At 69.3% G+C, this 17849-nt stretch carries 22 protein-coding genes and 1 tRNA gene; 9 read left to right on the top strand and 14 right to left on the bottom strand.

The features are described from left to right. Nucleotides 1-42: 42 nt before the first annotated feature. From ACFPUZ_RS05510 to glyA, 3 genes are read right to left on the bottom strand one after another with little or no spacing between them, the layout of a single operon-like run. A complete protein-coding gene (locus ACFPUZ_RS05510; protein WP_377000668.1) occupies nt 43-795 on the bottom strand; it encodes an aminotransferase class IV in 753 nt (250 codons plus the stop codon). Beyond that, complete coding sequence (gene pabB, locus ACFPUZ_RS05505) at nt 792-2738, bottom strand: aminodeoxychorismate synthase component I (protein WP_377000666.1); 1947 nt, start codon at nt 2736-2738, stop codon at nt 792-794. The genes ACFPUZ_RS05510 and pabB overlap by 4 nt, the downstream gene beginning before the upstream one ends. A gap of 5 nt (nt 2739-2743) precedes the next feature. Beyond that, nucleotides 2744-4042, bottom strand: a complete 1299-nt coding sequence (gene glyA, locus ACFPUZ_RS05500) for a serine hydroxymethyltransferase (RefSeq protein WP_377000664.1) — start codon at nt 4040-4042, stop codon at nt 2744-2746. Between the two features lie 111 nt (nt 4043-4153). Here glyA and coaA point away from each other — a divergent pair, with 111 nt between their 5' ends. Beyond that, nucleotides 4154-5080 (top strand): type I pantothenate kinase, encoded by a 927-nt coding sequence (coaA, locus tag ACFPUZ_RS05495; protein WP_377000663.1) that lies wholly within the window; start codon nt 4154-4156, stop codon nt 5078-5080. Between the two features lie 78 nt (nt 5081-5158). Here coaA and ACFPUZ_RS05490 read toward each other — a convergent pair whose 3' ends face one another. The 5 genes from ACFPUZ_RS05490 to mca all read right to left on the bottom strand — a co-directional run bounded on the left by ACFPUZ_RS05490 (nt 5159) and on the right by mca (nt 8910). Then, a complete protein-coding gene (locus ACFPUZ_RS05490) occupies nt 5159-5677 on the bottom strand; it encodes a flavodoxin domain-containing protein (RefSeq protein WP_377000661.1) in 519 nt (172 codons plus the stop codon). A gap of 7 nt (nt 5678-5684) precedes the next feature. Continuing rightward, entirely contained in the window at nt 5685-6461 is a 777-nt protein-coding gene (locus ACFPUZ_RS05485; protein WP_377000950.1) for an isoprenyl transferase, read from the bottom strand. Beyond that, on the bottom strand, nt 6458-7546 hold the full coding sequence (locus ACFPUZ_RS05480) for a 3-deoxy-7-phosphoheptulonate synthase (protein ID WP_377000659.1): 1089 nt from the start codon (nt 7544-7546) through the stop codon (nt 6458-6460). The genes ACFPUZ_RS05485 and ACFPUZ_RS05480 overlap by 4 nt, the downstream gene beginning before the upstream one ends. Nucleotides 7547-7724: 178 nt before the next feature. Further along, complete coding sequence (locus ACFPUZ_RS05475; RefSeq protein WP_377000657.1) at nt 7725-8006, bottom strand: hypothetical protein; 282 nt, start codon at nt 8004-8006, stop codon at nt 7725-7727. Further along, entirely contained in the window at nt 7999-8910 is a 912-nt protein-coding gene (mca, locus tag ACFPUZ_RS05470) for a mycothiol conjugate amidase Mca (protein ID WP_377000656.1), read from the bottom strand. Before mca ends, ACFPUZ_RS05475 begins: the two co-directional genes overlap by 8 nt. A gap of 154 nt (nt 8911-9064) precedes the next feature. On the opposite strand from mca, the gene ACFPUZ_RS05465 reads away from it, so the two are divergent. The 5 genes from ACFPUZ_RS05465 (at nt 9065) to ACFPUZ_RS05445 (ending at nt 11383) form a co-directional block, all read left to right on the top strand. Next, on the top strand, nt 9065-9529 hold the full coding sequence (locus tag ACFPUZ_RS05465) for a DUF4307 domain-containing protein (RefSeq protein WP_377000654.1): 465 nt from the start codon (nt 9065-9067) through the stop codon (nt 9527-9529). 135 nt (nt 9530-9664) lie between these two features. After that, a complete protein-coding gene (gene greA, locus ACFPUZ_RS05460) occupies nt 9665-10189 on the top strand; it encodes a transcription elongation factor GreA (protein ID WP_377000652.1) in 525 nt (174 codons plus the stop codon). A 40-nt stretch (nt 10190-10229) separates the two neighbouring features. Further along, complete coding sequence (locus tag ACFPUZ_RS05455; protein WP_377000650.1) at nt 10230-10478, top strand: thiamine biosynthesis protein X; 249 nt, start codon at nt 10230-10232, stop codon at nt 10476-10478. Between the two features lie 6 nt (nt 10479-10484). Further along, nucleotides 10485-10898, top strand: a complete 414-nt coding sequence (locus tag ACFPUZ_RS05450; protein ID WP_377000648.1) for a hypothetical protein — start codon at nt 10485-10487, stop codon at nt 10896-10898. Beyond that, on the top strand, nt 10895-11383 hold the full coding sequence (locus ACFPUZ_RS05445) for an SRPBCC family protein (RefSeq protein ID WP_377000646.1): 489 nt from the start codon (nt 10895-10897) through the stop codon (nt 11381-11383). The genes ACFPUZ_RS05450 and ACFPUZ_RS05445 overlap by 4 nt, the downstream gene beginning before the upstream one ends. A gap of 39 nt (nt 11384-11422) precedes the next feature. On the opposite strand, the gene ACFPUZ_RS05440 is transcribed toward ACFPUZ_RS05445, so the two are convergent. Next, the gene (locus ACFPUZ_RS05440; protein WP_377000644.1) at nt 11423-12259 is read right to left on the bottom strand and encodes a Bax inhibitor-1/YccA family protein; all 837 of its coding nucleotides are present in this window, start codon (nt 12257-12259) and stop codon (nt 11423-11425) included. Between the two features lie 225 nt (nt 12260-12484). Between ACFPUZ_RS05440 and ACFPUZ_RS05435 the strand changes: the two genes are divergently transcribed. Genes ACFPUZ_RS05435 through ACFPUZ_RS05425 form a run of 3 tightly spaced genes read left to right on the top strand, consistent with a single transcriptional unit; the run spans nt 12485 to nt 15385 of the window. After that, a complete protein-coding gene (locus tag ACFPUZ_RS05435) occupies nt 12485-13846 on the top strand; it encodes a hemolysin family protein (RefSeq protein WP_377000642.1) in 1362 nt (453 codons plus the stop codon). Beyond that, nucleotides 13843-14883, top strand: coding sequence for a CNNM domain-containing protein (locus tag ACFPUZ_RS05430; protein ID WP_377000640.1), 1041 nt, complete (start codon nt 13843-13845; stop codon nt 14881-14883). The genes ACFPUZ_RS05435 and ACFPUZ_RS05430 overlap by 4 nt, the downstream gene beginning before the upstream one ends. A 34-nt stretch (nt 14884-14917) precedes the next feature. Beyond that, on the top strand, nt 14918-15385 hold the full coding sequence (locus tag ACFPUZ_RS05425) for a nucleoside deaminase (RefSeq protein ID WP_377000638.1): 468 nt from the start codon (nt 14918-14920) through the stop codon (nt 15383-15385). 1 nt (nt 15386) lies between these two features. Here the strand turns inward: ACFPUZ_RS05425 and ACFPUZ_RS05420 are convergent. From ACFPUZ_RS05420 to ACFPUZ_RS05400, 5 genes are all read right to left on the bottom strand, one after another. Next, nucleotides 15387-15460, bottom strand: a tRNA-Leu gene (locus ACFPUZ_RS05420). 7 nt (nt 15461-15467) lie between these two features. Next, nucleotides 15468-15761, bottom strand: a complete 294-nt coding sequence (locus ACFPUZ_RS05415) for a hypothetical protein (RefSeq protein ID WP_377000636.1) — start codon at nt 15759-15761, stop codon at nt 15468-15470. Nucleotides 15762-15764: 3 nt separating this feature from the next. Then, nucleotides 15765-16724 (bottom strand): Ppx/GppA phosphatase family protein, encoded by a 960-nt coding sequence (locus ACFPUZ_RS05410; protein ID WP_377000634.1) that lies wholly within the window; start codon nt 16722-16724, stop codon nt 15765-15767. Then, complete coding sequence (locus ACFPUZ_RS05405; RefSeq protein ID WP_377000632.1) at nt 16721-17278, bottom strand: DUF501 domain-containing protein; 558 nt, start codon at nt 17276-17278, stop codon at nt 16721-16723. The genes ACFPUZ_RS05410 and ACFPUZ_RS05405 overlap by 4 nt, the downstream gene beginning before the upstream one ends. 5 nt (nt 17279-17283) lie before the next feature. Beyond that, on the bottom strand, nt 17284-17781 hold the full coding sequence (locus tag ACFPUZ_RS05400) for an FtsB family cell division protein (RefSeq protein WP_377000630.1): 498 nt from the start codon (nt 17779-17781) through the stop codon (nt 17284-17286). Between the last annotated feature and the right edge of the window lie 68 nt (nt 17782-17849).

Raw genomic sequence — 17849 nt, 5'->3', positions numbered from 1 at the left:
ATAAACAAGAAGGTGGTGCGCCGCTTGCGGACGCCCCCGTGCTCAGCGCCGCAGCAACCCGTTGACGTGCGCGGCGCTCAGCGGCGCCTCGTCGGCCCGCGTGTATCGGCCAGCGGCATCCACCCAACCGGTGACCTCGGTCCACCCGTGCAACGCCGACCCCGCCCACACGGGAAGGGTGCGCAGTTCCTCCACGGTGATGGGGCGGGTTCCCGTCGGGAGCACCTCGCAGGTCGCCTGCGCGGTCACCGAGGGCAGCTGGCCCTCATGCTCCGGGAACATCAGCGTCTCCCCCTCCCACCAGGCCAACGCGCTGTGCGCCCCCTCCACCACGAAGCCATCCCTGGTCCACAGGACCGCATCATCCGCCCCGTATGTCTGCGCCTGCGCCCGCAGCTCCGCCAGGACCTGGAGATCCGGGCCCTTCACCCGGGGTGCGCGACGCGGGTCGGGGGTCGGCGGCACCCACAGCACCGTCCCGGTGCGCAGGGGTGGCGCGGGGCGAATCCGCAGGTACATGGACTCTCCGTGCACCTCGATCCGGGGGAACCACACCCCCTGGGACGGCACCGTCTCATGGACGGCGGCGAGGAACTCGGAGATCCCCGGAAAATATCCCCACCCGAAGTCCCCGGATCCCCCGACGAGGTGGTGCGCGCTGTTGATGAAACGGCTGGCGTGCAGATCACGGCGCACCACCTCGCCGTCATCGACCAGCCAGGAATCCACCACCTCGGGCGCGGTGCCCGGGTCCGCACACTCCACCAGTTCCGCGCCGTCCCAGCGGTAGATCACTGCGGGAACTCCTGCCCCAGCAACCGCAGGAGGGGCGCGGACTTGGTCATCGTCTCCTCATACTCCGCCACCGGGTCCGAGAGCGCGATGACGGCCCCGCCAACCCCGTAGCTCACGCCCGCCCCGTCGGAGACGATCGTGCGGATGACCATCGACAGGTCCATCGCGCCGTCGAGGGAGAAGTAGCCGATGCCGCCGGAGTAGATGCCGCGTGGACCAGCCTCCAGGCGGTCGATGATCTCCATGGTGCGGATCTTCGGCGCGCCCGTCATGGACCCGCCGGGGAAGGTCGCCCGCACCGCGTCGACGGCCGCGCGCCCTGCCGCCAGGCGGCACGACACCGTGGAGACGAGCTGGTGGACGGTGGCGTAGGACTCGACGTCGAACAGCGGCGCGGCGCGCACGCTCCCCGGCTCGGCGATGCGGCTGAGGTCGTTGCGCACGAGGTCGACGATCATGAGGTTCTCCGCGCGGTCCTTGGGGTTGACCGCCAGGTCGGAGCGCAGGCGGGCATCCTCCCGCGGATCAGCGCTACGCGGCCGGGTGCCCTTGATGGGCCGCGACTCCACGACACCGGCGGCGCTGACCTGCAGGAAGCGCTCGGGTGTCGAGGACAGCACGTCCACCCCGCCGATCCGCAGCAGGGCGCCGAAGGGCGTGGGGTTGGCCGCCCGCAGCGCCCGGTACGCCGACCACGCCGCCAGCGCGCCGCCCGCGCGCAGCTGGTTGGTCAGGCAGACCTCGTAGGTCTCCCCCTGCCGGATCTCCTCCAGGCACTCACCCACCAACGCCAGGTACTCCGCCCGCCCGTGCCGAGCTTCGAGCTTATCGACGTCCCCGTACTCCCCCGCCGCGCCCGGCGACAGGTCGGTGATCGCGGCAGCCGTCGCCGCGCACCAGGCGCGCTGCGCGCGGTCGTGCTCCGAACCGATGAGCGCGATGACGTGGGTGCGGCGCCGGGCGTGGTCGATGACGATGGCCCGGTCGGCGAAGATCATGCCCACGTCCGGGTGCGGCGACTCCCACGCGGCCGCGCCCCCGCACTCCGCCTTGAGCTCGTAGCCCAGCCACCCCACCCAGCCGAGGGTGAAGGAGAAGTCGACATCGCCGGTGTCGATGGTGTTGGCCGCGAGGTCGGCGGCGAGGTCGTCGAGAAGCGTGCCCACCCGGCCGGTCCACACCCGCGCCAGCGGACCGGCGTCATCGCCGAGGTAGGAGAAGCGCCCCGTGCCGTGGTCGGGGGTGGTGGAGTCGAGCCAGAAGGAGTTCTCCGCACCCGCGAAAAGCGCGCCGTACACCACCTCGCCGTCGACCTCGTGCTCGAGGGTGACGGTGTGCAGGCGCCAGCGGGAGCGGGAACGGCGGTTGCGTTCCTGCGCCAACGACAGGAAGTTGGCCACCAGGGTGTGCCCGTCGAAGCCGCCGATGGACTCGGGGTGGAACTGCACGCCCCACTGCGGCAGGCGGCGATGCTCCAGGGCCATGACCAGACCGTCCTCGGTCCGGGCCGTGACGGCCAGGGAATCGGGGACGTCCGTGACGAGGAGGGAGTGGTAACGGACGACGTCGATAAGCGGCGGCAGCGAGGCGAAGAGACCCGAGCCGTCGTGCCGGACGGGGAAGACCCGGCCGTGGACGGGTTCCGGCGCGAGGTCGATGGTGCCGCCGTGGGCCAGGGCGAGGGCCTGATGCCCGAGGCACACCCCCAGAATGGGGACACGCCCGTCGCGCAGGACATCGAGGCACATGCCGATGTCCGACTCGCGCTCCGGGCGGCCGGGGCCCGGCGAGATGATCACCGCGTCATATCCTGCGACGCGGTCGACATCCCAGCCGGGTTCGTCGTTGGTGATCACCGTGGGGGTGACACCGGTGATGTCCTCGACGTAGGCGACCAGATTCCAGGTGAAGGAATCGCGGTTGTCGATGACGAGGACACGCACGGCGACTAGTTGATCTTCCAGTCCTCGAGACCCTCGTACAGCGGGTACTGGTCGGCCAGCTTCGCCACGCGGGCCCGCAGGGACTCGACGTCGGCGTTCTTGCCGTCCACCAGGGCGGTGCCGATGATGTCGGCGACCTCGGTGAAGGCGGCGGCGTCGAAACCGCGGGTGGCCAGGGCCGGGGTACCGATGCGCAGGCCGGAGGTGACCATCGGCGGGCGCGGGTCGTTCGGCACGGCGTTGCGGTTGACGGTGATGCCGACCTCGTGGAGGAGGTCCTCGGCCTGCTGGCCGTCCATCTCGGAGTTGCGCAGGTCAGCCAGGACGAGGTGGACATCGGTGCCGCCGGTGAGCACATCGATGCCGGCGCCCTTGGCGTCCGCGGCGGTGAGACGCTCCGCGAGGATCTGCGCGCCCTCGATGGTGCGGGCCTGACGGTCCTTGAACTCAGCGGTGCCGGCGACCTTGAGGGCCACGGCCTTGGCGGCGATGACGTGCATGAGCGGCCCGCCCTGCTGGCCCGGGAAGACGGCGGAGTTGAGCTTCTTGGCCCACTCCTGCTTCGCCACGATGAGGCCCGAACGCGGACCACCCAGCGTCTTGTGCACCGTGGTCGACACCACATCGGAGTACGGCACCGGGGAGGGGTGCAGATCAGCGGCGACGAGACCCGCGAAGTGGGCCATGTCGGTCCACAGGTGGGCGCCGACCTCGTCCGCGATGGAACGGAAGGCCTCGAAATCGAGGGTGCGCGGGTACGCGGACCAGCCGGCGATGAGCACCTTCGGGCGCTCGGCCAGGGCCTGCTCGCGGACGCGGTCCATGTCGATGCGGTGGGTTTCGGGGTCGACCTCGTACGCGACGACCTCGTAGAGCTTGCCGGAGAAGTTGAGCTTCATGCCGTGGGTGAGGTGACCGCCGTGCGCCAGGGACAGACCCATGATCTTGTCACCGGCCTCCGCCAGGGCGTGGAGGACGGCGGCGTTGGCCTGCGCACCGGAGTGCGGCTGGACGTTGGCGAACTCGGCGCCGAAGAGAGCCTTCGCGCGGTCGCGGGCGAGATCCTCGACGATGTCCGCGTTCTCGCAGCCACCGTAGTAACGGCGGCCCGGGTAGCCCTCGGCGTACTTATTGGTGAACACCGAACCCTGCGCCTGCAGCACGGCACGGGGGACGAAGTTCTCGGAGGCGATCATCTCGAGGAACTCGCGCTGACGGGTGATCTCTCCGCCGATGGCGGCGTGGACCTCCGGGTCGAGAACGGACAGTTCCTGGTAGCGAAGGTCAGAAGACTCAGCGGTCATGGGCGTTAAAGCCAACCTTTCTAGGGGGACACGGCATTCGTCGCACAGCTTACCGCCCCGAGACCGGCCCATACCCCCTGCCCCCGGGAGACAGGTGACACAATGGGGGGCATGTCCCGGCCCAAGGATGCCACTCCTTATGTGGATTTCGACCGCGCTTCCTGGCGTGCCCTGCGTCAATCCATGCCCCAGGTCCTCACGGAGGCCGAGGTCGAGGAACTGCGCGGAATCGGCGAATCCATCGACCTGGTGGAGGTGGCGGAGGTCTACCTCCCCCTCTCCCGACTCATCCACCTCCAGGTCTCCGCACGCCAGAAGCTCATCGCCGCCACCGAGACCTTCCTCGGGGCCTCCTCCGGGCACGTGCCCTTCGTCATCGGCGTGGCCGGATCCGTCGCCGTGGGTAAATCCACCACCGCCCGCCTCCTGCAGGTGCTGCTGCAGCGCTGGGATTCCCACCCCCGCGTGGACCTCATCACCACCGACGGTTTCCTCCACCCCGCCGCCGAGCTCCACGCCCGCGGGCTCATGGGGCGCAAGGGTTTCCCGGAGTCCTATGACCAGCGGGCCCTGCTGCGGTTCGTCACCGACGTCAAGTCCGGGCGCCCCGCCGTGCAGGCCCCCGTCTACTCCCACAAGCTCTACGACCGCGTGCCCGATGAGGTGATCACGGTCTCCCAGCCGGACATCCTCATCGTCGAAGGCCTCAACGTCCTGCAGACCGGGCCCACGCTCATGGTCTCCGACCTCTTCGACTTCTCCGTCTACGTCGACGCGCGGACCGAGGACATCGAGAAGTGGTACATCGAACGCTTCCTGCAGCTGCGCTCCACCGCCTTCCGCGAGCCCGGCGCGCACTTCGGCCACTACGCCGACTACGGCGACGCCAAGGCCCGGGCGGAGGCGCGCGAGATCTGGCAGTCCATCAACCTGCCCAACCTGGTGGAGAACATCCTGCCCACCCGCGTGCGCGCCTCCCTGGTGCTGCGCAAGGGCGCAGATCACCTGGTGGAGCGGGTGCGGATGCGCAAGATCTGACGCTCCCCTGATTTCCTCACCGCGCCCGCCCCGGGCCCGCCTCTTCCCCCAGGTGGGCAAAGGTGTGATGTCAGGCTTTCAGGCGGGGTGCCGGGAGGCCTCCACCCAGGCCACCACCTGATCCAGCTCACCGAGGTCCACGCGGTCGGTGTCCCGGTCATGGGAGTCGATCATCGCCTGCTCGTTGGGGCTGCGGTCCCCCTCCCGCTTCGCCTGCAGCGCCTTGATGATGCCCCACATGATCATCCGGTGCTTGCGCGACATCGTCGAGTAGCTCAGGCGCCCCGGCAGGTAGAACCGGGCCACCCCCTCAGGGACGGAGCCCGCCAGCTGGTCCTTGGCGCGGGCGACGTCGAGAAGCGTCATGCCCACGGCGCACACCGCGACCGGGCGACCGCCGAGGTCGTGCTTGGACACGAAGGACGCCGCCGGGATGAGCGGGCCGTGGACGTAGGAGAGCACGACGAGCGGTTCCGCGGACCCGCTCAGCGCGGGGGCGTCGGCCAGCGGTAGAGCGGTCACGCCGAGGCGCGCGGCCAGCGCGTGGGCGTAGTCGGCGGTGGAGCCGTAGGCGGATTCATAGAGGACGGTGACCACGGGGAACCTACTTTCCGAATCGTCGGCTGCGCTGGGAGTAATCACGCAGGGCCCGGAGGAAGTCGATCCGCCGGAACGCCGGCCAGTAGGTGTCCGTGAACCAGATCTCCGAGTACGCGGCCTGCCACAGGAGGAAGCCGGACAGCCGCTGCTCCCCCGAGGTGCGGATGACCAGGTCAGGGTCCGGCTGCCCCGAGGTGTAGAGGTGGCAGGAGAGCGAATCCACCGTGACCTTCTCCGCCAGCTCCGCCACCGGCGTGCCGGCGGCGGCCTCCTCGCGGAGCAGGTCCTGCACCGCGTCGACGATCTCCTGCCGCCCGCCGTAGCCGACGGCGATGTTCACGGTGATGCCGGTGCGCCCCTCGGTGCGCTGCGCCGAGGCACGCCACCGCTCGGCCACTTCCGGCGGCAGCAGGTCGAGGTGCCCCACGAGGCGCACCACGCAGGAGTGCTCCTCCCCGGAGAGCTCGTCGACGACGTCCCCGATGATGCCGAAGAGCAGCTCCAGCTCATGCGCCTCCCGGCTGAGGTTCTCGGTGGACAGGAGGTAGACGGTGACCACCTCGACCTCGGTCTCCTCACACCAGTGGACGACCTCGCCGATCTTCTTCGCGCCCGCCCGATGCCCGTGGCTGATGTCCGCGTGCCCCGCCTCGCGCGCCCAACGACGGTTGCCGTCAGCCATGATCGCGATGTGCTGGGGCTGGCGCGCGCCCCGGAGCTGACGCACGAGGCGTCGCTCATAGAGGGGGTACAGCAGGCGGGTCACTTTCACGGCTCTCAGTCTAGTGTCTGGCCCGCCCGGCGTGTCCGCACCGCGGCTGCCAGTTCGCTGAGCAGGTCGACGGTGGTGTCGATGTCCATACAGGCATCGGTCACCGACTGCCCGTAGACGAGGTTGCCGGGCGCGGACTGGTCGAGGGTCTGGGCGCCGGCCACGAGGAAGGACTCCATCATGATGCCCGCGATATGCGCGTTGCCCTCGGCGATCTGCGCCGCGACGTCCCGCGCCACCTCCGCCTGCCGGACGTGGTCCTTGCCGGAGTTGGCGTGCGAGACGTCGATCATGAGGCGCGGGTTGTCGAGACGTTCCGCGAGCTTATCGACGACCCCCGCCACCGATCCCCGGTCCGCATTCGGGCCGGACGTCCCGCCCCGCAGGATGACGTGGCAGTTCTCGTTGCCGGCGGTCTGCACAACGGCGGGTCGACCGCCGTCCGAGGTGCCGAAGAAGAAGTGCGGCTGCGAGGCCGCCGACACCGCGTCCAGGGCGACCTGGAGGGTGCCGTCGGTGCCGTTCTTGAATCCGATGGGCATGGACAGCCCCGAGGCCAGCTGGCGGTGGACCTGGGATTCGGTGGTGCGGGCCCCGATGGCACCCCAGGCGACGAGGTCCGCCCAGTACTGCGGGGAGTTGGGCTCAAGGAACTCGGCCGCGGTGGGCAGGCGGAGGTTGACCACCTCGCGCAGCACCTCCCGGGCCAGCTCGAGGCCGTGATTGATGTCGTAGGAGCCGTCGAGGTGCGGATCGTTGATCAGCCCCTTCCAGCCGATCGTCGTGCGCGGCTTCTCGAAGTACACCCGCATGATGATCTTCAGGTCCTCCGCCAGCAGATCCGCCAGCGGGGCCAGGCGGTGGGCGTAGTCGAGGGCGGCCTCCTTGTCGTGGATGGAGCAGGGGCCGACGACGACGGCGAGGCGGTCGTCCGCCCCGCGGAAGATGTCGGCGATCTCGCGTCTGTCCCTCTCCACCCTCTCCTCCTGGGCACGGGTGAGGGGCGCGCGGGCGCGCAGCTCCTCCGGGCTGGGCAGATCGTGGAAGGCGACGACGCGGCGGTTGGAGGTCGAGGGGTGGATGAGGGTGCTCATGGGCTGGCTCCTGACTGATTCTGGGTAACAAAAAAGCAGCCCCTCGACCCGATTTCTCGGGGAGGTGCTGCGTGGGCTCCGGGGGTGTTCGTCGTGTTAGGCGCGCGCCACGACGAGGCTCAGCTCCGGAGCCCCGTCAAAATAAAATCGTGCGACGAACATGCCCGGAAGTATAGCACTAGAACCAGGACTGCTTGCGGCGGTCGAGCAGACCGGCCTCCTCCATCGCCCGGTCGACGGCCTCCTGATCGAAGGGGTCGAGCCCGTGGGCCTCGGCGAAGGCGCGGCGGCGGTTGTAGCGGCTGAAGCGGCGATGGAAGGACCAGCCGATGAACAGCACCGCCACGGCCAGCACCACGAGGATGGTCATGCCGATGGGCGAGGCCTTACCGAACTCCGGGCCGAGCGGTCCCCCCTGCTGCTGCTGGGCGAGGATCATCAGTTCTGTGAGATCAAACATCGTTCACTTCCGTGTGCTGGGTGTCGGGCTCGAGCTTATCCGCCGTGATGCCGGAGAAGAGATCATCCTCGGGCAGTGAGGTGGCCACGCGCGTCCGCGCCAGCTCGAACTCCTCCGTCGGCCACAGCTGCTGCTGCACCGGGACCGGGGTGGCCAGGAAGGCCCCCGCCGGGTCGATCTGGGTGGCGTGGGCCCGCAGGGCGGCCTCGCGCTGCGGGAAATAGGCGGCGCACTCCACCTGGGTGGTCACCCGGGCCATGATGTCGGCCTGGTTGCGTTCCCAGCGCTCGAGCATCGGGCCGTAGGGGCTCGTGCGCCCCTCGGCGAGGAGGAGATTGTGGAACATCTCCATGCGCTGGCGGACGAAACCGTGGGTGTAATACAGCTTCAGCGGCGTCCAGGCGGCGCCGAGCTCCGGGGCGTAGTCCGGGTCGCCCGCGTTCTCCCACGCCAGCATGGAGGCCTCGTGGACCATGAGGTGGTCGGGGTGCGGGTAGCCGCCGTTCTCGTCGTAGGTGACGATGACGTGCGGGCGGAACTCCCGGATGATCCTGACGAAGTCCCGGGCCACCGTGAGCGAGGGGGTGAGGGCGAAGCAGCCCTGCGGCAGCGGCGGCAGGGGGTCACCCTGGGGCAGGCCGGAGTCGATGTAGCCGAGCCAGACATGCTCGACGCCCAGGGCGGCGGCCGCGGTGGCCATCTCCTCCCGGCGGACGGAGACGATGTTCTCCAGCACCCCGGGGCGGTCCATGGCGGGGTTGAGGATGTCGCCGCGCTCACCGCCGGTGCAGGTGAGCACCATGACGCGGTTGCCCTCGGCCGCGTAGCGCGCCGTAGTGGCCGCGCCCTTCGAGGCCTCATCGTCTGGGTGGGCGTGAATCGCCAGGAGTCGGAATCCGCTCAACTTCCGTCGCTTCCTCTTCTTCGGGGGTTGTCGGGGGTACTGCTCAACCTGTCCCATCCTAGTCCACGGGGAGGACGGGACCCGGGGTGCCCATCCGATAGGATGAGGCCGACACCCCACTCCGATGGACGCGCCGCGCCGCGAAGGATGACTGATGAGCACTCCCGCCGACTCCCGTTCCACCGCCCGTTACGGCGAGGAGCGCACGTCGAAGCCCTCCCGCAACCTCACCGGCAAGGCCATCGCCGTCATGGCGGTCGTGCTGCTGGCGGGACTGGCGGTGGCCATCGCCCGCTACATGGCGGCCGACGCGGAGCGCGGGGACGTGACCATCGACATGGTCTCCCACGAGCGGGTCGCCGACGACACGATGCGCCTGTGGGTGGACGTCACCCGCAAGGACCCGAACGTGGAGTCCTACTGCATCGTCACCGCCATGAACTACGAGATGGCCGAGGTCGGGCGCCGCGAGATCCTCGTGCGACCCGGCGGCGACGCCATTCAGCGCTTCGAGGTGGACATCCCCTCCCGCGACATGCCCGTCTCCGGCAGCGTCTACGGCTGCTCCACCTCCGTCCCGGCCTATCTCACGGAGGGCCCCGCCGCCGTCACCGGGTGACCCGGCCTGCGGGGGCGTGTGTTAAAATCCCTGACAATTGTTCACACCGGTGGGTGACGCGCGTGTCGGGGGTTCCCGCCGGAGGTGCGCCCCCACCGGCCCGAGGCACAGGGAAGGCAGGGACGCGACGTAGCTATGGCTGAGAACAGCAAGCAGTACATCACCCCGGAAATGAAGGCGAAGCTCGAGGCGGAGCTGCAGGCACTGATCGACCACCGCCCCGTGGTCGCCGCCGAGATCAACGAGCGCCGCGAGGAGGGTGACCTCAAGGAGAACGCCGGCTACGACGCCGCCCGCGAGATGCAGGACCAGGAGGAGGCCCGCATCAAGCAGATCTCCGAGCTCCTGGCCAACTCCACCACGGAGCGCGAGGGCGTCGTCGAGGGTGTGGCCCTCGTCGGTTCCGTCGTCCACGTCTACTACAACGGTGACTCGGACGTGAAGGAGACCTTCCTCATCGGTACCCGCGCCGCCGCCACGGACAACGAGCACCTGGAGACCTACTCCGAGCACTCCCCCCTCGGCGCGGCCCTGCTGGGCGCCCGCGAGGGTGAGACCCGCGAGTACACCGCCCCGAACGGGGCCACCATTGCTGTGACCTTGGAGTCGGCGAAGCCCTACGACTCCCAACTTGCCGCAACTCCGCGCTCGTCCAAGTAACCTCACATACGAATCAGTGACTACAGGGAGGATCCCCACCATGACCCGCATCTTCGCCCGCAAGGGTGCCGCTGTCGTCGGCGCCGCAGCTGTTGCCCTGGCCCTGGCCGCCTGCTCCCCGCCGAACGAGCAGCCGTCCGACGTCAAGGTTGACACCGCCACCGAGTTCCAGGCCCCGGCGGCCGAGACCACCGGCACCGCCACCTCCACCGCCGTCACCTCGACGACCGCCACCGAGGTGCTCGTCGAGGAGGACGTCATCGTCGAGGAAACCGCGGTCCAGAACTAGCGGACCATGCCGTCTCCTTCCCGCACCCGGGCCCTGTTTCTTCTGGGCCTGGGTGTTGTCGTCTCCGCCTGCTCTCCCCCGCATGAGCAGGCCTCCGCACTCAAGGTCGACACCGCCACCGCCACCCGCGTGACTCCGACCGCGACCACCGCGGCCCCGCTGCCCGGGGTCATCGACTGCGTCGGCGCGCCCGAACACCAGCCCGCCACCCTCGCCCTGAGCTGCCTCAATGACGAGGACAAGCTGGTGGACATCTCCTGGGAGCGGTGGAGCTCCACCACCGCCGTCGGTACCGCCGTCCGCGAGACCGGCTCCACCCGCACCCGCGACGTGCGGGTCGAGCTCTCCGCGCCCGTCACCACCTCCCAGGGGCTGGTGTTCAGCGCAATCGCCGTCGATGACCGGGAGGTCCTGTTGTGAATCTGGTCGATCTCATTCCCCTGAGTACCCGCCGCGTGCTTATCGACGCCCCCTCCGGCACCGTCGGCGTCGAACTCACCCGCGCCTTTGCCGCCTCCACCCGCGAGCTGTGGGAGGCGATCACCGACCCGCACCGCCGCGAGCACTGGTTCGGCCCGCTCGACGGGGCCGCGCCGGACGTCGAGGTCTGCGAGGAGGAACACCTGCTGCGCCTGCCCTGGGAGGACGGCACCCTGGAGATCTCCTTCGCGGATTCCGCCCTCACTGTGCGCCACACCGTCGCCCGCGATGAGGAGTGGGAGACGTACGGTCCCGCCCTCCTCGGGGTCGGTTGGGACAGCGCCCTGGCCGCCCTCGATCTTCACCTGGCGGTGGATGCGGAGGCAGCCGAGGGCGAGGAGGAGGAGTTCCTCCGCCGCCTGGTGGACGAGTGGAGTGCCGACAAGCAGCAGCGGGCGCGCGCTCTCGAGCTGTTCCTGGCATGAGAAAAGGGCCCCCGCGGGGGCCCTTGTACGCTGCTGTGGCTAGTTCGAGCGGAAGTAGCTGAGCAGGCGCAGGATCTCGGTGTAGAGCCAGACCAGGGTCACGGCCAGGCCGAGGGCGACACCCCAGGCCATCTTGGACGGCGCGCCGGCGCGGATCATCTTGTCGGCGGCGTCGAAGTCGGAGAGGAAGCTCATGGCTGCCAGGCCGATGCACACCAGGGAGAAGACGATGGCCAGCATGCCGCCGTCACGCAGCGGGTTGGCGCCGGTGAACATGGCCAGCAGCAGGTTGCCCACTGCCAGGACCAGGACGCCGACGATGGCGCCGGTCATGATGCGGTTGAACTTCGGGGTGACCTTGACGGCACCGGTCTTGTAGACGAAGAGCATGCCCAGGAACACACCGAGGGTGCCCAGGATGGCCTGGCCGATCATGACACCGGCGTCGGCGTTCATGCCCTCGAAGGTCACGCCCGTGAACAGCAGGGAGATGCCGCCGACGAAGAGGCCCTCGAATGCGGCGTAGATGAGGGTGACCGCCGCGGAGCCGTACTTCTTGCCGAAGGTGGCCACCAGCACGGTGATGAGGCCGCCGATGGCGCCGACCGCGGTGAGGATGAGCGCCATACCCATGCTGACGAACATCGCGATGCCGAAGTTGAGCAGGGCGAAGGCGACGATGACGCCGAGGGTCATGCCGGTCTTGGCCACGACGTCGTCGACGGTCATCGGGCGCTCGCCGGTGGTGGCCGGGGTCTGGCCGTAGCCGGAGTACGGGTCCTGGTAACCCTGCGGCGCACCTGAGGGGTAGGCACCGCGCTGGATGCCACCCTTGGCGGAGGTGAGTGAGTTCATGACAGGGTTGCTGCTACGCACGATGAAACCCCGGTCCTTTCTGTTCCTGTGGACTTTGTCTACCCCGTACAACGTAGCAAAGGTCCGTTTAGTTCCCCGGGCGAGGAAATGATTCCGACGCCGTGTCCGTTCCTGTACACTGTCCCTGTTTCTTGACACACCAACCCGAAAGGCGGCCGCCTCCACGATGGAGCCTCCCCCTGACAGACCCGCATCGTCCCAGCTCAGCCTGAGGCAGGTGATCACATGCTGACCGCCCTCGCCCTCCTCGTGCTGGGGATGCTCATCATCGGTCTGATCATCGTGGCCAACGGTTATTTCGTGGCGCAGGAGTTCGCCTTCATGTCCGTCGACCGCACCGAGTTGCGGGCGCAGGCGGACGCGGGCGACGAGAAAGCCGCCGCGGCCCTCAAGGTGACCAACCGCACCTCCTTCATGCTCTCCGGCGCGCAGCTGGGGATCACCGTCACCGGCCTCATGGTGGGTTTCATCGCGGAACCCCTGGTGGGCGAGTCGCTGGGCGTGCTGCTCGGCGGCGTCGGCGTGCCGGTGGCGGTCTCCGTCGGCGTGGGCACGGTGCTGGCGCTGGTCATCTCGACGGTCGTGCAGATGATCTTCGGCGAGCTCTTCCCGAAGAACTACACCATCGCCGCGCCGCTGAAGTCCTCCCGGGCCCTGGCCCGTTCGACGAACATCTACCTGGGGCTCTTCGGCTGGCTCATCCGCTTCTTCGACGTCTCCTCCAACGCGCTGCTGCGCCTGCTGCGCATCGAGCCGGTCGAGGACATTGATTCCACCGCCACCGCCGAGGACCTCGAGCACATCGTGTCCTCCTCGCGGGAGAGCGGGGAGCTGGACAAGCAGACCTTCCTCGTCCTCGATCGTCTCCTGGACTTCCCGGAGCACGACGTCGAGCACGCCATGATCCCGCGGTCGCGCACCGATGTCGTCGACCCGGCGACCACCATCGGGGAGGTCCGCCAGCTCATGGCCGTGGCGCACACCCGCTACCCGGTCATCGACGATGAACACACCCCCGTCGGCCTGGTCCACCTGCTCGACGTGCAGGACACCGAGCTTCCCGACGCCGCCCCGGTCACCGAGATCATGCGGGACATCCTCGTGGTGCCGGAGCTGATGTCGTTGCCGGACGTCGTCGAGAAGCTCGATGACGCGCAGCAGAAGCTGGCCGGCGTCATCGACGAGTACGGCGGTTTCGTCGGCATCGTCACCGTCGAGGATCTCGCCGAGGAGATCCTCGGCGACGTCACCGACGAGCACGACGGCGAGATGTCGGAGGACATCACCGAGACCGATGAGGACGAATGGCTCGTCGACGGGGACACCCCTCTCGACGAGATCGAGCGCGCCATCGGCCACGACCTGCCGCAGGGCGACTTCGAGACGATCTCCGGCCTGCTCATCTCCCACACCGGCGGCCTGGTCGAGGAGGGCGAGGTCCACATCATCGAGCTCGAGGCCGAGCCCGAGGACTTCGTCGAGGGCGAGGACGCCCCCACCCGCCGCCTGCGCATGAGCGTGGAGGAGGTGGACCGCCACGTGCCGTCGGAGGTCCGCATCGAACTCATCGAGGAGGAGAAGAAATGATGCAGTGGTACGTCGCCCTGCCGGTGACCGTGCTGGTCATCGTGTTGTCCGCGTTCTTCGTGGTCATCGAGTTCTCGCTGCTGGCCGCGCGCCGCAACCGCCTCGAGGACACCGCGGAGACCTCCGCCTCCTCCCGCGCCGCGCTGCGCAGCCTCAACGAGCTCACGCTCATGCTCGCCGGAGCCCAGCTGGGCATCACGGCGGCGACCTTCGCCCTCGGCGCCATCACCAAGCCGTGGATCCACCAGCTCCTCGAGCCCGCCTTCGGCGCCCTGCCCGGGGCCGCGGCGTATGCGGTGTCGTTTGCGGTGTCGCTGTTCATCGTCACCTTCCTGCACCTGGTCATCGGCGAGATGGCGCCGAAGTCCTGGGCCCTGGCGCACCCGGAGACCGCGGTGCGGGTCATCGCGGCGCCGGCGCGGGTGTTCATCACCCTCTTCCGGCCGCTGCTGCAGTGGATCAACACCATGGCCAACGCCCTGGTGCGCCGGGCCGGCGAGGTGCCCGTCGAGCGCGCCGCCGCCAAGGGTTACGACGCCGCGACACTGCACCACCTCGTCGAGCACTCCCGCGACACCGGCGCCCTCGACGACATGTCCGCCACCCAGATCACCGGGCTCATCGCCCTGGAATCCATCTCCGTCGCCGAGGCCATCACCCCGCGCGAGCCGCTGCCGGCCACCGCGACCGTCGCCGACGTCCGCGCTCGCTCGCGGGAGCTGCGCTCCATGCGGGTGCTTATCGACGCCCCCGCGTCCACCCCGCACCTCGTCCACGTCCGCGACACCCTCCTCGCCGACCCCGCGGAGCCCGCCGACACCTACTCCCGTCCCGCGCTCCTGCTGCCGCAGACCACCACCCTGGCGGAGGCCCTCAACCTCATGCGCGGCAATCACGAGCAGGTCGCCGTCGTCGTGCCGGAGGACGGCATCGCCGACTCCCCCGGTGAGGTCGTCGGCGTCATCACCTGGGACGACATCCTCACCCGCCTGTGGCCGAGCATCGAGGAGGAGATCGACCGCGTCAGCCGCGGATGAGCAGCCAGCGCCGGTGCTGTCTATGCTGGCGTGCATGATCACCGATCTGGACCGTGAATGGCTGGCCAGGGCCGTTGACCTGGCGGAACAGGCTCTGCAAGCGGGGGACGAGCCCTACGGCTCCGTCCTCGTGGGGGCCGACGGCACCGAACTCTTCGCCGACCACAACCGCATCTCCGGCGGGGACTCCACCCGCCACCCCGAATTCGCCATCGCCCGCTGGGCGGCGGAGAACCTCACCCCGGAGGGGCGCGCCCACGCCGTGGTGTACACCTCCGGGGAGCACTGCGCGATGTGCTCCGCCGCGCACGGCTGGGTGGGGCTGGGGCGCATCGTCTACGCCGCCTCCTCCCACCAGATCGGGCAGTGGCGCGCCGCGCTGGGTCATCCCCCGGCGCCGGTGACCGCCATCCCCATCCAGGACGTCGTACCCGGTATCCCGGTCGACGGGCCCGACGCCGAGCAGGGGGCGCGGGTGCGCGCGCTCGTCGCAGCCATGTAAGTGCCCCCACTGGGGTTCGAACCCAGACTGTGCCGATTTTAAGTCGGCTGCCTCTGCCAGTTGGGCTATGGGGGCGGGTGGTTCATCTTAACCGAAGCAACAGGGCGAACAGCACCGGCACCTGCCCGAGTCCGAAGAGGAGCGGGACGGCGAGCAGGGCGTCCGGGGCGTCGATAAGCACGAGCGCCAGGAAGCAGCCGACCAGGCCGAGGCCGCTGAGGCCGTGCCCGAGAAGGATGAGGCGCTCCCCCGCCCCGTCGAGGGCGGCGGCGCCGAGAGCCACGAACCAGCACACGATGCCGGGGTAGGCGAACCAGGGGGTGAGCAGGGCGGCGACGCCGAGGACGGCGCTGCCCCACGAGGCACGCAGGAACATAGCTCAGGCCCGCAGGCGATCCCCCAGGCTGGCGACGATCCCGTCGAGGATGTCCTTCTCACTGATGACGAAGCTGTCCACGCCCGTCTGAGCGGTGATCATGTCCATGATCCCGTCGACCACGGCGCTGCCCCCGCCGAGGACGTCGGCACGCCCGGGGTGCACCACGGGGTTGAGGCCGCGGGTCTCAGCGGACTGGCGGCGGATCTCCGCGGTGAGCAGGCGCAGGGCGGAGAAGTTGAGCACGGAGCCGTGGATCTCGCGGGGATCGTAGGTCTCCAGGCCCTGGGCCAGCGCCGAGAGCGTGGTGAAGGTCCCGGCCACCCCGACGAAGGTGCGGGCCTGGGACACCGGCACGATCTTGACCACGTCGGCCAGCCGCTCGCCGATGAACTCCATGGCGATCTCGGTCTCGGTCTCGGTGGGCGGATCGGAACGCATGATGCGCTCGGTGACGCGCACGCAGCCCATCTGCGCCGAATGCGCTCCGAGGATCTCCCCGTCCGCGGTGCCGACGATGAACTCCGTCGAGCCGCCGCCCAGGTCGATGACGCAGAAGGGCTCACCGGAGGGGTCGAGGTCGGTGATGGCGCCGCGGAAGGAGAGCAGGGCCTCCTCCTCGCCGGAGATGACCTCGGCCTGCGCGCCCGGGGTGATCCGACCCAGCAGCTCGGCGGTCATGCGGAAGAAGTCCTCGCGGTTCGAGGCGTCGCGCGTGGCCGAGGTGGCCACCATGCGGACGGCCTTGACCTGCTCGAACTCCATGATCTCCACGAAGCGGGCGAGGGCGGCCCGGGTGCGCTCGAGGGCCGCGGGATCCAGTTCGCCGGTGGCGTCGACGCCCTGCCCGAGGCGCACGATCTCCATCGTGCGGGTGATCTCGCGGGTGCTCTCGCCGACGATGTCGCAGATGAGCAGGCGGATCGAGTTGGTGCCGCAGTCGACGGCGGCGACGCGGGTCACTTGGCGGCCTCCTGGTAGAGGTCATCGAACTGGTGGGCATCGAAGCCCAGCTCCGCGCACGTCGGCCAGTCCTGCGGGAGGGCGGTGCCGCGCAGCCCGCCGCGGTCGGCCGCGATGGCCACGGCCTCGGTGCCGAAACGCACCCGCTCCGGCCCCTCGGCCAGCGCGTAGGCGATGAGCACGTGCAGACACTTCACGCGGTCGGGCATGCCCCCGCCGCTGAAATCGGTGCCCAGGTCCTCGAGGGCGTTGCGCTCGGCGAGGTAGTGCTCGTGCGCCGCGGCGTAATCGGCCTGCAGCTCCGGCTCGGCGGCCAGGCGCTCCTCCATCCACTTCATCACGTGGGCGACCTCGAGGCGGGAGGCCTCGGCCGTCAGGCGCGGGTCGGTGAGGTAGTAGAGGGTGGGGAAAGGGGTGCCGTCCGGCAGCCGCGGGGCGGTCTTGACCACCCCGGGCTGCCCGTCCGGGCTGCGGTAGGACACAGCGAGGACGCCGCGGGGTTCGCGCCCCAACTGCTTCTCGACGCTCGCCAGGTCTGCTTCATTGACAGTCATGGCGATCATTCTTCCACGAGGACGCCTCCGGGGTCATCGGCGGGCGGGGTGGCGATCGACGCCCACAGGATCTCGTACCACGCCAGGTCCAGGTGCAGGGACTCCGCGGAGGTGGTCACAGAGGGGTCTGCCTCCATGTTCGGGTCGATGACGCGGAAGGCGATCTCCCCCGGCTCGATGAGCCCGAGGCGGCGGCGCGCCTCCTCCCGGATCCACGCTTCGTCGTCGTAGCGGTCGATCTCCTCGAGGAGGCGTTCCTTCTCAGCCTGCTTCGCCGCGATGGAGTCGTTGAGCCGGTTGATCTCCGAGCGGCCCTGGAAGTAGTTGTTCGTCGGCGCCCAGATGGTACCGATGATGATGATCGCCACCGCCGCGAGCACACCGAACTCCGCCGTGTTGAAACGCACCTTCGGCCGCCGCGGCGGCTTCGGCTGCTGCTCCTCCCGGGCGCGGGAGACCACGGGCACGGTGCGCCGGGAGCGGGGGGTGGGTTCGGTGTTCATATGGGTTCCGAGTTTAGCCCACCTGCGCGACCGTGCCGAGAAAACACGAAGCCGACCCCGGCGGGGGT

This window comes from Corynebacterium nasicanis (assembly GCF_042658165.1).
GTDB classification, from domain to species: domain Bacteria; phylum Actinomycetota; class Actinomycetes; order Mycobacteriales; family Mycobacteriaceae; genus Corynebacterium; species Corynebacterium nasicanis.
Note: the sequence above shows the minus strand (reverse complement) of the source record. Positions and strands in the feature narration are given on the sequence as shown.

Bases quoted from the DNA above. Each gene is read 5' to 3' on its own strand.
- ACFPUZ_RS05405 (WP_377000632.1), bottom strand. From the start codon at position 17,278: ATGACTGTCAATGAAGCAGACCTGGCGAGCGTCGAGAAGCAGTTGGGG.
- ACFPUZ_RS05425 (WP_377000638.1), top strand. From the start codon at position 14,918: ATGATCACCGATCTGGACCGTGAATGGCTGGCCAGGGCCGTTGACCTG.
- ACFPUZ_RS05475 (WP_377000657.1), bottom strand. From the start codon at position 8,006: ATGTTTGATCTCACAGAACTGATGATCCTCGCCCAGCAGCAGCAGGGG.
- greA (WP_377000652.1), top strand. From the start codon at position 9,665: ATGGCTGAGAACAGCAAGCAGTACATCACCCCGGAAATGAAGGCGAAG.
- ACFPUZ_RS05435 (WP_377000642.1), top strand. From the start codon at position 12,485: ATGCTGACCGCCCTCGCCCTCCTCGTGCTGGGGATGCTCATCATCGGT.
- ACFPUZ_RS05415 (WP_377000636.1), bottom strand. From the start codon at position 15,761: ATGTTCCTGCGTGCCTCGTGGGGCAGCGCCGTCCTCGGCGTCGCCGCC.
- ACFPUZ_RS05480 (WP_377000659.1), bottom strand. From the start codon at position 7,546: ATGAGCACCCTCATCCACCCCTCGACCTCCAACCGCCGCGTCGTCGCC.
- ACFPUZ_RS05465 (WP_377000654.1), top strand. From the start codon at position 9,065: ATGAGCACTCCCGCCGACTCCCGTTCCACCGCCCGTTACGGCGAGGAG.
- ACFPUZ_RS05450 (WP_377000648.1), top strand. From the start codon at position 10,485: ATGCCGTCTCCTTCCCGCACCCGGGCCCTGTTTCTTCTGGGCCTGGGT.
- ACFPUZ_RS05455 (WP_377000650.1), top strand. From the start codon at position 10,230: ATGACCCGCATCTTCGCCCGCAAGGGTGCCGCTGTCGTCGGCGCCGCA.
- coaA (WP_377000663.1), top strand. From the start codon at position 4,154: ATGTCCCGGCCCAAGGATGCCACTCCTTATGTGGATTTCGACCGCGCT.
- ACFPUZ_RS05430 (WP_377000640.1), top strand. From the start codon at position 13,843: ATGATGCAGTGGTACGTCGCCCTGCCGGTGACCGTGCTGGTCATCGTG.
- ACFPUZ_RS05400 (WP_377000630.1), bottom strand. From the start codon at position 17,781: ATGAACACCGAACCCACCCCCCGCTCCCGGCGCACCGTGCCCGTGGTC.
- glyA (WP_377000664.1), bottom strand. From the start codon at position 4,042: ATGACCGCTGAGTCTTCTGACCTTCGCTACCAGGAACTGTCCGTTCTC.